The 13,662-nt window shown below is 73.4% G+C and carries 12 protein-coding genes and 2 pseudogenes; 9 read left to right on the forward strand and 5 right to left on the reverse strand.

Going from position 1 to position 13,662, the window contains the following annotated elements:
• Window positions 1-65 precede the first annotated feature (65 nt).
• Window positions 66-1,988, reverse strand: a complete 1,923-nt coding sequence (locus ACRRSS_RS11800; protein WP_435971155.1) for an AAA family ATPase — start codon at window positions 1,986-1,988, stop codon at window positions 66-68.
• Window positions 1,989-2,296: 308 nt separating this feature from the next.
• Window positions 2,297-2,926, reverse strand: a complete 630-nt coding sequence (locus ACRRSS_RS11805; protein WP_435971156.1) for a uridine kinase family protein — start codon at window positions 2,924-2,926, stop codon at window positions 2,297-2,299.
• A gap of 347 nt (window positions 2,927-3,273) precedes the next feature.
• Here ACRRSS_RS11805 and ACRRSS_RS11810 point away from each other — a divergent pair, with 347 nt between their 5' ends.
• The 3 genes from ACRRSS_RS11810 to ACRRSS_RS11820 all read left to right on the forward strand — a co-directional run bounded on the left by ACRRSS_RS11810 (window position 3,274) and on the right by ACRRSS_RS11820 (window position 6,273).
• Window positions 3,274-4,686 (forward strand): peptidase C39 family protein, encoded by a 1,413-nt coding sequence (locus ACRRSS_RS11810; protein ID WP_435971157.1) that lies wholly within the window; start codon window positions 3,274-3,276, stop codon window positions 4,684-4,686.
• Between the two features lie 74 nt (window positions 4,687-4,760).
• Window positions 4,761-4,916: an SCO1431 family membrane protein gene (locus ACRRSS_RS11815; RefSeq protein WP_435971158.1), complete on the forward strand. Its 156-nt coding sequence runs from the start codon at window positions 4,761-4,763 to the stop codon at window positions 4,914-4,916.
• A 178-nt stretch (window positions 4,917-5,094) separates the two neighbouring features.
• The gene (locus ACRRSS_RS11820) at window positions 5,095-6,273 is read left to right on the forward strand and encodes an acyl-CoA dehydrogenase family protein (protein WP_435971159.1); all 1,179 of its coding nucleotides are present in this window, start codon (window positions 5,095-5,097) and stop codon (window positions 6,271-6,273) included.
• Here ACRRSS_RS11820 and ACRRSS_RS11825 read toward each other — a convergent pair.
• Window positions 6,236-6,637 (reverse strand): hypothetical protein, encoded by a 402-nt coding sequence (locus tag ACRRSS_RS11825; RefSeq protein WP_435971160.1) that lies wholly within the window; start codon window positions 6,635-6,637, stop codon window positions 6,236-6,238. The genes ACRRSS_RS11820 and ACRRSS_RS11825 overlap by 38 nt on opposite strands.
• 231 nt (window positions 6,638-6,868) lie before the next feature.
• On the opposite strand from ACRRSS_RS11825, the pseudogene ACRRSS_RS11830 reads away from it, so the two are divergent.
• Together ACRRSS_RS11830 and ACRRSS_RS11835 are read left to right on the forward strand one after the other, a co-directional pair.
• A pseudogene (locus ACRRSS_RS11830) lies at window positions 6,869-7,753 on the forward strand (hypothetical protein); the annotation flags it as partial.
• Between the two features lie 95 nt (window positions 7,754-7,848).
• Window positions 7,849-8,133 (forward strand): annotated as a pseudogene (locus ACRRSS_RS11835) (phosphotransferase family protein); the annotation flags it as partial.
• Between the two features lie 10 nt (window positions 8,134-8,143).
• Here ACRRSS_RS11835 and ACRRSS_RS11840 read toward each other — a convergent pair.
• Entirely contained in the window at window positions 8,144-8,512 is a 369-nt protein-coding gene (locus ACRRSS_RS11840) for a hypothetical protein (RefSeq protein WP_435971161.1), read from the reverse strand.
• A gap of 226 nt (window positions 8,513-8,738) precedes the next feature.
• Between ACRRSS_RS11840 and ACRRSS_RS11845 the strand changes: the two genes are divergently transcribed.
• From ACRRSS_RS11845 to fxsA, 4 genes are all read left to right on the forward strand, one after another.
• Window positions 8,739-9,179: an Lrp/AsnC family transcriptional regulator gene (locus ACRRSS_RS11845; protein WP_024760806.1), complete on the forward strand. Its 441-nt coding sequence runs from the start codon at window positions 8,739-8,741 to the stop codon at window positions 9,177-9,179.
• A gap of 79 nt (window positions 9,180-9,258) precedes the next feature.
• Window positions 9,259-10,902 (forward strand): amidohydrolase, encoded by a 1,644-nt coding sequence (locus ACRRSS_RS11850; RefSeq protein WP_435971162.1) that lies wholly within the window; start codon window positions 9,259-9,261, stop codon window positions 10,900-10,902.
• Window positions 10,903-11,458: 556 nt separating this feature from the next.
• Window positions 11,459-12,235, forward strand: coding sequence for a polyprenol monophosphomannose synthase (locus ACRRSS_RS11855; RefSeq protein WP_435971163.1), 777 nt, complete (start codon window positions 11,459-11,461; stop codon window positions 12,233-12,235).
• Window positions 12,236-12,319: 84 nt separating this feature from the next.
• Window positions 12,320-12,913, forward strand: coding sequence for an FxsA family membrane protein (fxsA, locus tag ACRRSS_RS11860; RefSeq protein WP_435971164.1), 594 nt, complete (start codon window positions 12,320-12,322; stop codon window positions 12,911-12,913).
• 261 nt (window positions 12,914-13,174) lie between these two features.
• Here fxsA and ACRRSS_RS11865 read toward each other — a convergent pair whose 3' ends face one another.
• Complete coding sequence (locus ACRRSS_RS11865; RefSeq protein WP_015032218.1) at window positions 13,175-13,549, reverse strand: RNA polymerase-binding protein RbpA; 375 nt, start codon at window positions 13,547-13,549, stop codon at window positions 13,175-13,177.
• Window positions 13,550-13,662: the final 113 nt, after the last annotated feature.

The raw sequence follows: 13,662 nt of genomic DNA on the forward strand, positions 1-13,662 counted from the left end.
CGGATCCGGAGGCCGGTCCGGGGCAGGTACGGAGGCTTGGCCGCGCGGGAACCGCCGGGCAGGTCTCAGTACCCGGGAGGCTCCTGCTGAGGGCCGCGGTCGACCGGACCGCGGCCCGACAGGACCTCGCCGTACGCCTGCATGAGGTCGGCGAGCCGGAGGGTCGCGAGGTCGTTCCGGGTCGGAGTGCTGGCGTACCCGGAGAGCCGCAGGTCCCGGTAGGCGCAGGACTTCTCGTACAGGGTGCGCAGGAAGCGGCCGTTGCCCAGCTCGTCGATCCAGCCCTGCTCGACGACGTGCCCGCTGATCGAGCGCAGCTCGTCGAGGGCCTCGTCGTCCCAGCCGTCGCCGTTGGCCGCCGCCAGCACCTCGCCGATGGCGGTGAGCTCCAGCGGCCGGTACGAGGGGAAGTCGACCCGGGTGGTGAACCGGGAGGACAGCCCGGGGTTGGTGCCGAGCAGCCGGTCCATGCCCTCGGGGTAGCCGGCCAGGATGACCACGAGGTGGTCGCGGTTGTCCTCGGCCCTCTTGAGGAGGACCTGGAGGGCCTCGTCCCCGTAGGCGTCGCCCTTGCTGTAGCCGGTGTTGGAGAGTGCGTACGCCTCGTCCACGAAGAGCACCCCGCCGACCGCCGAGTCGATCAGTTCGTTGGCCTTGACCGCGGTCTGCCCGAGGAACTCGCCCACCAGATCGGCCCGCTGGGCCTCCACGAGGTGGTCGCCCCCGAGCAGCCCGAGGGCGTAGAAGACCCGGCCGAGGATGCGGGCGACGGTGGTCTTCCCGGTGCCCGAGGGCCCGGAGAAGACGAAGTGGCGTTTGGGCGGCTGGACCGGAAGGCCCTGCCCGGCCCGCAGGCGCGCCATCTCCAGCTGCGCCGACAACGCCTTGACCTGCCGTTTCACCGGCTCCAGGCCGACCATGCCCTCCAGTTCGGCGAGCGCCTCCGCGAGCAGCACCGGATCGCTGGGGCCCTCGGGGAAACGCGGCGGCACCGGCTGGGAGGGCAGCGGAGCCTTCTGCCGGACGGTCTCGGGCGGTGCGGCCGGGGCCACCGGCGGTACGGGTTCGGGCGCGAGCCGCAGCCCGTCGCCCAGCGGGCCGCCGGGGTCGGGGTCGGCGCCCGGCACGGAGTCCACCGCGTCCTGGCCGAGACCGCCGCCGAGCGTGCCCAGGGCGACCGTCGCGAGCCCGGCCGGGTCGTCCACGCCGTCGTACCCCTCGAAACCGTCGTACTCGGCGATCGCCGCGAGCCGCGCCGCCGTGTCCATGAAGGTGGGGTCGATCCGGTGCACGGCCCGGTAGAGGGGGAGGGCGGCCGCGCTGCGCCCGGTGCCCTCGTGGGCGCGGGCGAGCCAGTAGCGCAGCTCCTTGCGCTGGGGCTGCTCGCTGCGACAGCGCATCAGCGAGGCCGAGAGCAGCGGCTCCGCCTGCCCGTACATCTCCAGACGGACCCGGGCCATCCCGCCGAAGAGCCCTGCCTCGATGCCGAGCAGCGGGTCGTCGACGAGGGTCTCGGTGTGCCGGACCAGCTGGTCCCAGTCCTTGACCAGATAGGCGCGGCAGGCGTGCAGGAAGCGCACCTGGGGATCGGTGTCGACCGGGGGGAGCCCCGCGAGCGCCCGGTCGAGCTCGGGTACGTGTCGGCCGTCGAGCCAGTGCGAGGCGTGCGCGAGCAGCAGGTCGCGCGAGCTCTCCAGGACCGGCTGCACCCACCAGCCCAGCCAGTACCAGGAGTTGAGGGTGCGCCGGTACCGGGCGCGCTGTTCGCCGAAGCGGTCGCGGTTGCGGTACATGCGCAGCAGCGCGGTCGTGGTGTCGACCCGGAGCGCGTGCAGCCCGAGCCAGGCGTCCGCCATCCCGGGGTCGATCCGTACCGCCGTCCGGAACTCGTCCTCCGCCTGCGGATAGGCGCCCATCGTGTAGGCGTCGACTCCGCGCAGCCAGGCGAGTTCGGCCGGGGACTGCGCGCCCTGCGTGCCGATGTCCATCGGGTCCCCCACAACCGTCTTCGCATGGACGGGATTTGACCGCACCTGGGGGCATCGTACCTGCGCAGGGGGTGCGCGCTTAAGGAGAAGCGCATGATCCGGAAGCGGTCACCCTGGGTGAGCGACAGGGGCCGCGAAGGGCCCCGAGGGGACCGTCAGGGGCAGAACGAAGCCCCCGATCACGGGGGAACAACCGGGGGCTTCGCGTCCACGGCAGCTCCGAAAAGCCGCACATTCAGAACGTAAGACCTGTACGCCCCTTGGGTCAAGCGGAGTTGAGGTACTTGCGAAAGCGGACTTTCGGCCCCTCAGTTCACGGACATGAAGCCATCACGGTGCGTGATGATCTGGTCCGCGCCCGCTGTCACACCCGGCCCCGGGAGCCATTCGTACCCCTCTTCGCACTCCCGTACCAGGGTGTCCGCGAAGGGCCGCGAAGGGTCCCCGGCGAAATGGCGAGTCTCCGCCACGGTCCAGCCGTCCCAGAAAGCGGCCTGGTCCGGACCGTCCCGACGGCGGCCCCGCTCCCAGGACCACTCCGCTCCACGCTCCATCCACAGCGACCACGCGAGGAACGGCCGCACCATCGCCCGGCCGGCGCCGACGCCCTCGACGAGGACGACCGGGGACGGGGGGAGCGTCCGCGCCTCGCCGAAGCGCCGCAGCCGCCAGTCGTACGGGCGGTACGACGCCTCCTCGCCGCGCGCGAGGGGATCGAGGACCTGCTCCCTCAGCCGGCCGGTCCACTCGAAGAGCTCCTCGTGCGTGGCGAGGTCGTCGAGACGGAGGACGGGGGCGTCGCCGAGTGCCGTCGCGAGCCGGGCCGCGAGGGTGGACTTGCCGGAGCCCGCGTGTCCGTCGACCGCGACGAGCCGGACCGGCCCGCAGGAGGGCGGCAGCCGGAGCAGCGCGTGGGCCGCGCGGTCGAGGTCGTTCATGGGGCCAGCGTAGGGGAGTGGGGGACCGTCGCAGGTCAGGGAGGTAGCGCCGTCAGTGGTTGAGACCAATATTGGTCGGGCGACGCGGGGCGAAGTGCTGGCGGAGGCCCGTCGGGAGCCGCGATAGTGGGTCGGCGCGGGCCGTACGGCTCGGCGGCCGGGCGGTGCGGCGGCCCGGATATCCGGCTGCCCGGACGTCTCCCGTTCGCGGGGCCGCCGGTGTACGCGCGTGCCGCCCACCGTAGTACGGCCCGATCCCGTCCGGCTCTCCGCACGCCGGAACGCGCGTGCCGCCCGCTCGTCCTCAGGTCCGTACGCCCACCGTTCTCCACTGGGGGTCACCGCCCATGACCAGCTCCTCCACCCCGCGCAGAACCCTCCTCGCCGCAGCCCTCGCCGCCGCCGGAACGGCCGCCACCGCCGCTCCCGCAGCGGCCGCACCATCCGGACGCGCCGCCGACTGCGCCCCCTCCACCGCCCCTGCCGGGGCGCTGGCCGACGGCGCGGAGCGCGGCCACGCACCCGCGCCCGGACTCGTCGACAACCGCTTCTGGTCCTCGTACACGGACTGGAGGTGCGGCACGGCGGCCGGTACGAAGGCGGTCGCCGGCCTCCGCCCCGGCCTGGTCCTCGCCACCCCCGCCGGACGCACCGAGTACGCCGACCCGCACACCGGGCGCACCTCCGCCTGGGAGTACGCGAGCTGGACGTCACCGGCCCACACCCCGGCCGTGCCCGCCACCGAGGTCATCGCCTCCTGGAACGCCCACACCCCGCCCGGCACCTGGCTCCAGGTCGAACTGTCCGGCCGCTACAGCGACGCCACCGCCACCCCCTGGTACGTCCTCGGCCGCTGGGCCTCCGGCGACGGCGACATCCACCGCACCTCGGTCGACGACCAGACCGACGGCAGGAGCACCGTCTGGACCGACACCCTCGCGATCGACGACGTGGCGAGCGGGCTGCGGCTGACCTCGTACCGGCTGCGCCTCACGCTGTACCGCACCCCGGGGAGCCGTCTCACACCCACGGTGTGGCGCCTCGGCGCGATGGCCTCCGACGTCCCCGACCGCTTCACGGTCCCGGCCTCCGCACCGGGCCTCGCCCGCGAGCTGACCGTGCCGCGCTACTCGCAGAACACCCATGTCGGGCAGTACCCCGAGTACGACAACGGCGGGGAGGCCTGGTGCAGCCCGACCTCCTCCCAGATGATCGTCGAGTACTGGGGCCGCCGTCCGTCCCCGGCCGAGCTGGCCTGGGTGAACCCGGCCTTCGACGACCCCCAGGTCTGCCACGCGGCCCGCTTCACCTACGACCACCAGTACCAGGGCTGCGGCAACTGGCCCTTCAACGCCGCCTACGCGGCCACGTACCCCGACATGAACGCCGTGGTCACCCGGCTGCGCTCGCTCACCGAGCTGGAGAGCCTGATCCGGGCCGGCATCCCGGCCATAACGTCCCAGTCCTTCCTCAAGGAGGAACTGACCGGCGCCGGGTACGGCACCTCGGGCCACCTCATGACCGTCATCGGCTTCACGGCGGCCGGCGACGTCATCGCCAACGACCCCGCCTCACCCAGCAACGAGGCGGTCCGCCGGGTCTACCGGCGGCGCGAGTGGGAGAACATCTGGCTGCGGACGAAGCGCTACAGCGCGAGCGGCAAAGTGGTGTCCGGCACAGGTGGGGTCTGCTACCTGTACTTCCCCGAACGCCTCTCCGCCGCGCAGCGCAAGGCCCTCGCCGCCCTCGGCGTCGTCTGACACGGGGGCGCGGTCCCGGCGGACGTGACCGACGTCCTACTCCGGGGCCGCGCCCGTGCCGCAAGGTGGTCGCCATGACCTCCGCCTCCACCACCGCGACCCGACTCCGCCCGCGCGCCCGGACGGGCGGCCCGAAGGACGACCAGGGACCCAAGCTCCTGGAGCACGTCCTCGGCTGGACGCTGGTCGTCCTGCTGGCCGTGCTCGTCACACGGGCGGGCCTCATGTGACGACGGGGGAGCCGGGGCGGGCGCCCTCCGAGTGATCCCCCCCCGGCGCCCGCGCAGGCGCGGCGTCCGTGTGATCCGGTGGCGGCCGCGTGATCCCGGCGCTTCGAACGGGCATACTCCCCGCGACCCCGCGCGCGGCACGACCGCGCCCGCGCCCGGCAGGGAGGAGCGCCCGGCCATGGCCGACAGCACCCCGGACGGCGTGGAGCGCCGGCTGCCCACCGACGAGGCCCGCGAGCTCCTCACCCTGACGCGTGACATCGCCCGGCGGGAGATCGCCCCCCGCGCCGCCGAGGAGGAGGACGCCGGACACTTCCCCCGTCAGCTGTTCACCCTGCTCTCCCGCTCCGGGCTGCTCGGGCTCCCCTACGACCCCGCGTACGGCGGGGGAGGCCAGCCCTACGAGGTCTACCTCCAGGTCCTGGAGGAACTCGCCGCGGCCCGGCTCACCGTGGGGCTCGGGGTCAGCGTCCACACCCTCTCCTGTCACGCGCTCGCCCGCTTCGGCACCGAGGAGCAGCGCGCCGCCCACCTGCCCGCGATGCTGGGCGGCGGCCTCCTCGGCGCGTACTGCCTCTCCGAGCCCTCCGCCGGGTCGGACGCGGCGGCGCTGCGGACCCGGGCCGTTCGGGAGGACCCGGAGGGCGACTGGGTGATCGACGGAACCAAGGCGTGGATCACCCACGGCGGGATCGCGGACTTCTGCACGGTGATGGCCCGTACCGGCGACGCGGGAGCCCGGGGCATCACCGCCTTCCTGGTGCCGGGGGACGCGCCGGGGCTGAGCGCTGCCCCTCCCGAGCGGAAGATGGGCATGAAGGGCTCGCCCACCGCGCAGCTCCACTTCGACGGGGTGCGGGTCCCGGACGGGCGTCGCCTCGGGGCGGAGGGGCAGGGCTTCGCGATCGCGCTCGACGCCCTGGACTCGGGGCGGCTCGGCATCGCCGCCTGCGCGGTGGGGCTCGGCCAGGCGGCCCTGGACGTGGCCGTCGGGTACGCCAGGGAGCGCCGGCAGTTCGGCCGGCCGATCGCCGACTTCCAGGGGCTCCGTTTCCTCCTCGCCGACATGGCGACCCGGGTCGAGGCGGGCCGGGCGCTGTACCTGGAGGCGGCGCGGCTCAGGGACGAGGGGCGGCCCTTCGGCCGGTGCGCGGCGATGGCCAAGCTCTTCTGCACGGACGCGGCCATGCGGGTGACGACGGACGCGGTGCAGGTGCTCGGCGGGTACGGCTACACGGCGGACTTCCCCGCGGAGCGGTATCTGCGCGAGGCGAAGATGCTGCAGATCGTCGAGGGGACCAATCAGATCCAGCGGGTGGTCATCGCCCGTCACCTGGTCGGACCAGAGTCCCGCTGACGCGTACGGTGCGGTCCGCCCAGACGGGACCGGCGGCCAGGCGGGCCCACTCCTGGTCGCGGTGGCCCGGCAGGGCGCGGCCCTGGCTCGCCCAGAGGGAGAGCACGGCCTTGTAGATGGGCGGGTCGGAGGGGATGGTGGTCGGGGTGGCCGCCTGCGCCGGTACGGGCACGGGGGCGGGCACCGGCGCGGGCGCGGAGACGGTCGACGGGGTGTTCAGGGGTGTCGGCGCGGACCCGGGTGCGGGCGCGGACAGGGATGCCACGGTGGGCGTCGGCGCCGGGCGCCGAACCGATTCTTCAAGGCGCGGCTCGGCCTGCCGGTGCCGACCGATACCGCTGGGCGTGGTGTACAGCGTGGTCATGCCCGGACCAACGCGCTCCGGCGGCCGTGGTCACCGCCGAGCGGATTAGTGCGGCAGTTCGTCCGGTACCCGGTGCACGGCTCTGGCCCCCCCGGAGCAGGCCTGACGTACCGTCAGTTCGTGTCGCGGAAGCGCTCGCCGACCAGGAGGTCAGCCAGGTCCGGGCACCGGAACGTCGACGACCGCCCCGTCGCGCTCGACGCATACCCCGCGCACCAGGCCCCGCTCTCGATGAAGCACCACCTCAGCGGGGACCGGAACGCCTACGACCGGTGCATCTTCCACGTCTCCGACCACACCGGCCGCGCCCTGCTCATCGCCGGCCTCGGGGTCTACCCCAACGCGGGGGTCGAGGCCTACGCCATCCTCCGGATCGGCGACCGGCTGCACGCCGTCCGGGCCTCCGACGCCCTCGGCGACGACCGGACGAACCTCTCCGTCGGCCCGTTCACCGTCACCGTCGACGAGCCCCTCAAACGCCTCTCCCCGCACTGCGCGGCCGACCCCGACGCCCCCGGAGGGCTCTCGTACGACATCGGCTGGACCGGCGACTTCCCGGCCGTCCGGGAACCGCGCCACACCCAACCGCGCCACACCCAGCGCCACGGCGGGCGTCTCACCCTCGAAGGCCGCCGCTTCGTCCAGCCCGGACACCGCGCGGGCACGATCAGGGCCGGTGGCGTGGAGTTCACGGTCACGCGGGGGAGTGGACCGGTACCCGCGGCCGCAGCTGGGGAGTCCGCCCGATCCCCGGCGAGGAGCCCGGACGCGCCGCCGAGTTCCGTCCGGAGGGCTTCCACCGGCTCTGGATACCGATGCGCTTCGAGGACCGCTTCCTCATGGTCTCGCGCAGGAGGACGCCGACGGCTACCGCACCCTCGACGAGGCCTGCTCGCGCGCGACGGCCACCGTGACACCCAACTCGGCTGGCCCCGCACCGAGATCACGTACCGCTCGGGCACCCGCCACCCCGAACGGGCCACCGCCCACCTGACCCACCCGACCGGGAAGCCCCTGGAGATCGGCGTCGAGTTCCTCGCCTCCTCCCCGTTCGCGGTCGGCGCCGGCTACGAGCCCGCCATCGACTGGCAGCCCGGCACCTGGAGGAGCTCGGGCGCCGCCTCATCGCCTGGCTGGACCGGCACCTGCCCGGGGCCGCTTCAGCGGTCTCGCCGTGTCCGGCTCCAACGGCAGGAACGGCGAGACGCTGCCCGGCCGACGAGGGCCCGGCCGTCCTCGGCTGGGGCGCGCGCATCGGGAACATCGTCTACGACGGATTCGCCCCCGTCGCCGTCCTCGACTGGGAGATGGCGGCCCGCGTCCCGCGCGCCATGGAGTTCCCCACCCTCTGCGCGGCGCTGCGGCACGCGATCGTCATGCTCGGGATCGCGTACCGGCAGGCCCACCTCGGCGAGGCCGAGGTGCCCGGCGACCCGGACTCCCGCATCCTGCACCACGCCACGCTCGCGGCGATGGTGCGGGGAAGCTACTGGTAGGGCCGAGGCCTCAGGCCGCGCGCCGCATCTGCGGCACCCGGATCGGGCGCGAGCCCGGACCGCCGACGTGCGAGAAGGGCTGCGTACGCCAGTCGAGACCCTGGGGGAGCGTCAGGAGCAGGGCGGTGTCCTGCTCCTGGACCTCCATGGTGTCGTCGGCCGGACGCGCCGCGGTCGCCGCCAGGCCCGTACCCGGGCAGACCGTCAGGACGAAGGGGTTCCACGGCGTGGGGCACAGCGCGTGCTCCGGCAGCGCGTCCTCGTCCGCGAGCAGCGCGATGGGCTGCACGCACTCCGGGCAGACGACCCGGAACATCTCAAAGGTGTCGTACGCGTCGAGCTCGTCGGACGTCTCGACCGAATCAACAGGCTCCTGCATGGAGAATCTCCCCCTCGGCTGGGTCGGCCGGATCTGTGCGGCCTCGACCACAGCAAGCACTTCCCATACGGCCGTCCGCATAATCGTGTGGCAGTACCCGAAGGCCGGACGCAAACCTGTGGCGTTCGTCACACGCCCGCCGCAGGTGACCCGCGATGCCCCATACCGCCCGATAGCGGCCGACCCCGGCGCTGCCCGCTCCGCCCGGGAGCAATAGGGTCACCGCATGGAGGAGCTGGATCGTCAGATTGTCGAGTTGCTCGTCAAGGACGGACGCATGAGCTACACCGACCTGGGCAAGGCCACCGGCCTGTCCACGTCGGCGGTGCATCAGCGCGTCCGCCGTCTGGAGCAGCGCGGAGTCATCCGCGGCTATGCCGCCGTCGTCGACCCGGAGGCCGTGGGCCTGCCGCTGACCGCCTTCATCTCGGTCAAACCCTTCGACCCCAGCGCCCCCGACGACACCCCCGACCGGCTCGCCGACATCCCGGAGATCGAGGCCTGCCACAGCGTCGCCGGTGAGGAGAACTACATCCTCAAGGTCCGCGTCGCCACGCCCCTGGAGCTGGAGCACCTGCTCAGCCGCATCCGCTCCCAGGCCGGTGTCTCCAGCCGCACCACGGTCGTCCTCTCCACCCCGTACGAGGCCAGGCCGCCGCGCATCTGACGCGGCCGGCGACCCGGCCGGGTCCGCCGAGGGGGACCTGCCGGACAAACCGGGTCCGGCCAGGTCCTAGCCTGGTCGCATGAGTGAGTCCATGCCTGCCGCGTCTGCCGCCGAACACCGCACCGTGCTGCTGCGCGGTGGAGAAGTCCACAGCCCCGCCGACCCCTTCGCCACCGCCATGGTGGTGGAGCGCGGGCATGTCGCCTGGGTGGGCTCGGAGGGCGCGGCCGACGCCTTCGCCACCGGCGTGGACGAGGTGGTCGACCTGGCGGGCGCGCTCGTCACGCCGGCGTTCGTCGACGCGCATGTGCACACCACCGCCACCGGGTTCGCCCTCACCGGTCTCGACCTCTCCTCCGCCGCCTCGCTCGCGGAGGCGGCGGAGCTGATCCGCGCCCACGCCGCCGCCCACCCCGAGGACCGCATCCTCATCGGTCACGGCTGGGACGCGGCCCGCTGGCCCGAGCGCCGCCCGCTCACCCGCGCCGAACTCGACGGGCTGACCGGCGGCCGCCCGCTCTACCTCACCCGGATCGACGTCCACTCGGCCGTCGTCACCACCGCCCTCCTCGACCTCGTCCCCGGCGTGCGCGACCTGGACGGCTTCCACGACGGACAGCGGCCGCTGACCGGCGACGCCCACCACGCCGTGCGCGCCGCCGCCTTCGGCGCCGTCTCGGCGCGCCAGCGGGCCGACGCGCAGCGCGCCGCCCGCAGCCGCGCCGCCTCCCTCGGCATCGGCACCCTGCACGAGTGCGGGGGCCCGCGGATCTCCTCCGAGGAGGACTTCACCGGCCTCCTGGATCTGGCCCGTGACGAGGCGGGCCCCCGTGTCGTCGGCTACTGGGCCGACCTCGACGTCGATCGGGCGCGCGCGCTCGGCGCGCTCGGCGCGGCCGGAGACCTGTTCGCCGACGGCTCCCTCGGCTCCCACACGGCCTGCCTCCACGAGCCCTACGCCGACCACGCCGACGCCACCCACACCGGGGCGGCGCACCTGGACGCGACGACCGTCGCCCTCCATGTCGCGGCCTGCACCGAGGCGGGCCTCCAGGCCGGCTTCCACGCCATCGGGGACGCCGCCGTGACCGCGGTCGTCGAGGGCGTCCGGGTCGCGGCCGAGAAGCTCGGCCTGGCCCGGATCCGGGCCGCCCGGCACCGCGTCGAGCACGTCGAGATGCTCACCCCCGAGACGATCGCCGCCTTCGCCGAGCTGGGCCTCACCGCCTCGGTGCAACCCGCCTTCGACGCGTTCTGGGGCGGCGACGAGGGCATGTACGCCGACCGTCTCGGCGTCGAGCGGGCCCGCACCCTCAACCCGTACGCGGCGCTGCTGCGCGCCGGTGTGCCGCTGGCCTTCGGTTCCGACAGCCCGGTCACCCCGCTCGACCCCTGGGGCACCGTCCGGGCCGCGGCCTTCCACCGCACCCCCGGGCACCGGATCTCCGCCCGGGCCGCCTTCACCGCCCACACCCGCGGCGGCTGGCGGGCCGTGGGCCGGGACGACGCCGGGACGCTCGTCCCCGGCGCACCCGCCGACTACGCGGTCTGGCGCATCGAGGAACTGGTCGTCCAGGCGCCCGACGACCGGGTGGCCCGCTGGTCCACCGATCCGCGCTCCGGTACGCCCGGTCTGCCCGATCTCTCCCCCGGTGCCGATCTGCCCGTCTGTCTGCGGACGGTCGTGCACGGACAGACGGTGTTCGTACGGCCGAACGAGTGATGTAGGGATGTGTCCCCCGGGGGCACGCCTTACGTACGCTTGTCCCCGACCTGCGGATCTTCCCCTCCGGCCTGGGCTTTCGGGAAGTCTTCGCAGGTCAAGCGGGTGTTGACAGCCAACCGTCAGGGGCGGGTAGGTTCTCCGCGTCCACCACAGGACGTCCGACCGGACCCCATCCCCACGCACTGCGCCGAACGCCGCCCGCGCCTCGGTCGCGCGGGAAGGTCTCTCCGGCGGAAGGTGCGACCCGGGTGGGGCCCGACGTTCAGTAGACAACGGCTCTCGGTCGACCCGCAGCCAGCGGATCCCAGGTCGGACCGAAGGACGACGGGCCCCGCACCGCACCCCACCCGCACCACCCTCGCCAGGAGACCCGCAGGTCACCGGCGCCGCACCCCTGCCGGAGTCCCGGGTCACCCGTACCGCGCCCCCGCCGGAGCCGCCGGTCGCCCGTTCCCGGGAGGCGCACGTCACTCCTCCCGTCGACCCGCCACGCCGGAACACTCCGGGGACCTCGCTATGGTGGGAGCCTGCGTTTGTATCCGAAGGGGCAGTAGTGAACGACGGTGGCCAGAGGCGTTACGGCCCGCTCGGCAAGGCCTTGGTGATCATTCCGACCTACAACGAGGCGGAGAACATCAAGCCGATCGTCGCGCGGGTGCGGGAAGCCGTACCCGAGGCGCACGTTCTCGTCGCCGACGACAACAGCCCTGACGGCACGGGCAAGTTCGCGGACGAGATCGCGTCCGACGACGACCATGTGCACGTCCTGCACCGCAAGGGCAAGGAGGGGCTCGGCGCCGCCTACCTCGCCGGCTTCCGGTGGGGCATCGAGCACGGCTACGGGGTCCTCGTCGAGATGGACGCCGACGGCTCCCACCAGCCCGAGGAGCTTCCCCGCCTGCTCACCGCCCTCAAGGGGGCGGACCTGGTCCTCGGCTCGCGCTGGGTGCCGGGCGGCCGCATCGTGAACTGGCCCAAGTCCCGCGAGTTCATCTCCCGGGGCGGCAGCCTCTACTCCCGCGTGATGCTCGACGTGCCGATCCGTGACGTCACCGGCGGTTACCGGGCCTTCCGCAAGGAGACCCTGGAGGGCCTGGGTCTGGAGGACGTGGCCTCCGCGGGCTACTGCTTCCAGGTCGACCTGGCCCGCCGCGCGGTCGCCGCCGGCTTCAACGTCGTCGAGGTCCCGATCACCTTCGTGGAGCGCGAGATCGGCGACTCCAAGATGAGCCGCAACATCGTCGTCGAGGCGCTCTGGCGGGTCACCGGCTGGGGTGTGTCGGCGCGCGCGGAGAAGGTCGGCAAGCTACTCGGCCGCAGGTCCTCCTGACCCGTTTCCCCCCCGGGACGTCCGCCCGGCGTCCTGACATCTCCTTTACGACGTTCCGATGGGGCTCCAGGCACACTGGGGACCATGACGACCGGCGCAACGCCTCCCCTCGCCCCCAAGCGCTCACGCGCGCGTACGTTCCTTCCGCTCGGCGTCGCCGCCTGGCTGGTCCTGGAGATCTGGCTGCTCATCACGGTGGCGGACGTGGCGGGCGGCCTGACCGTGTTCGCCCTGCTCGTCGGCGGCGCCGTGCTCGGCGCCGTCGTCGTCAAGCGGGCGGGCCGCCGCGCCTTCCGCAACCTCAGCTCGACCTTCCAGCAGGCCCAGGCCGCGGCGCAGGCGGGCACGATGCCCTCGGCGCCCGACCGGACCGGTTCGGAGGACCGCAACGGCTTCCTGATGCTCGGCGGTCTGCTCCTGATGATCCCGGGCCTGCTCTCGGACGTTCTCGGCCTCCTCCTGCTGATCCCACCGGTCCGCTCCCTCCTCGGGCGGTACGCGGACCGGGCCGCCGAGCGCCGGATGGCCGCCGCGCCTCCCGGCAGCCTCCAGGACGCCTTCCAGCAGGCCCGTATCCACCGCCCTGACGGCAAGGTCGTGCAGGGCGAGGTCATCCGCGAGGACGCCGCCCACGACCCGCGCCGGGCCGAGGGGCCCCGCCCGCCCCTGACGCCCTGATGCTGTGCCTGTGCCCCGGCCCCGAGGACCTCGGGGCCGGGGCACAGGGGTGTCCCGGCCCCGGGCGCGACGAACCACCCACCACCGGGCTCCCCGAACCGGGACTCCGGAGCCGGCCAGGGCCACCCGCCGGCTGGAGGGCGGGAGGTCGCAGGTCCCGAGGCCGGGCGACGGCCTCGCTCCGGGCGACGGAGAACGCCGCGGGGCCCGGTACACAGTTCGTGTACCGGGCCCCGCGGCGTTGTGCGTCCGATGGGTCCGCTAGGCGGACTTGCGGCTGTCGCGCGGATGCACGGCGATGTTCATGGCGCCGGAACGCAGGACGGCCAGCCTTTCGGCGAGGACCTCCTCCAGCTCCTCGCGGGTGCGTCGCTCCATGAGCATGTCCCAGTGCGTACGCGCAGGCTTGCCCTTCTTCTCCTCAGGTCCGTCCCCGTCCACCAGGAGTGCCTGGATTCCGCAGACCTTGCACTCCCACTCCGGCGGAATTTCCGCTTCCACCGAGAAGGGCATCTCAAAACGATGGCCCTTCTCGCATGCGTACTCCACGGCCTGGCGCGGGGCCAGATCGATGCCGCGGTCGGTCTCGTAGCTCGTCACCACGAGGCGCGTGCCGCGAAGAGCTCGCTCACTCATGAATCGTGCCTCCCGGGCTTGTCGCCCACAGGACAGGTGTCGCTGTCGTCGTTATCCGGTCAACGTCCGGTCGGCGGTAAAGATTCCCGTGCCGGGTCATGCGTCGCCCGTCG

Source organism: Streptomyces sp. Qhu_M48 (genome assembly GCF_051305195.1).
GTDB lineage: Bacteria > Actinomycetota > Actinomycetes > Streptomycetales > Streptomycetaceae > Streptomyces.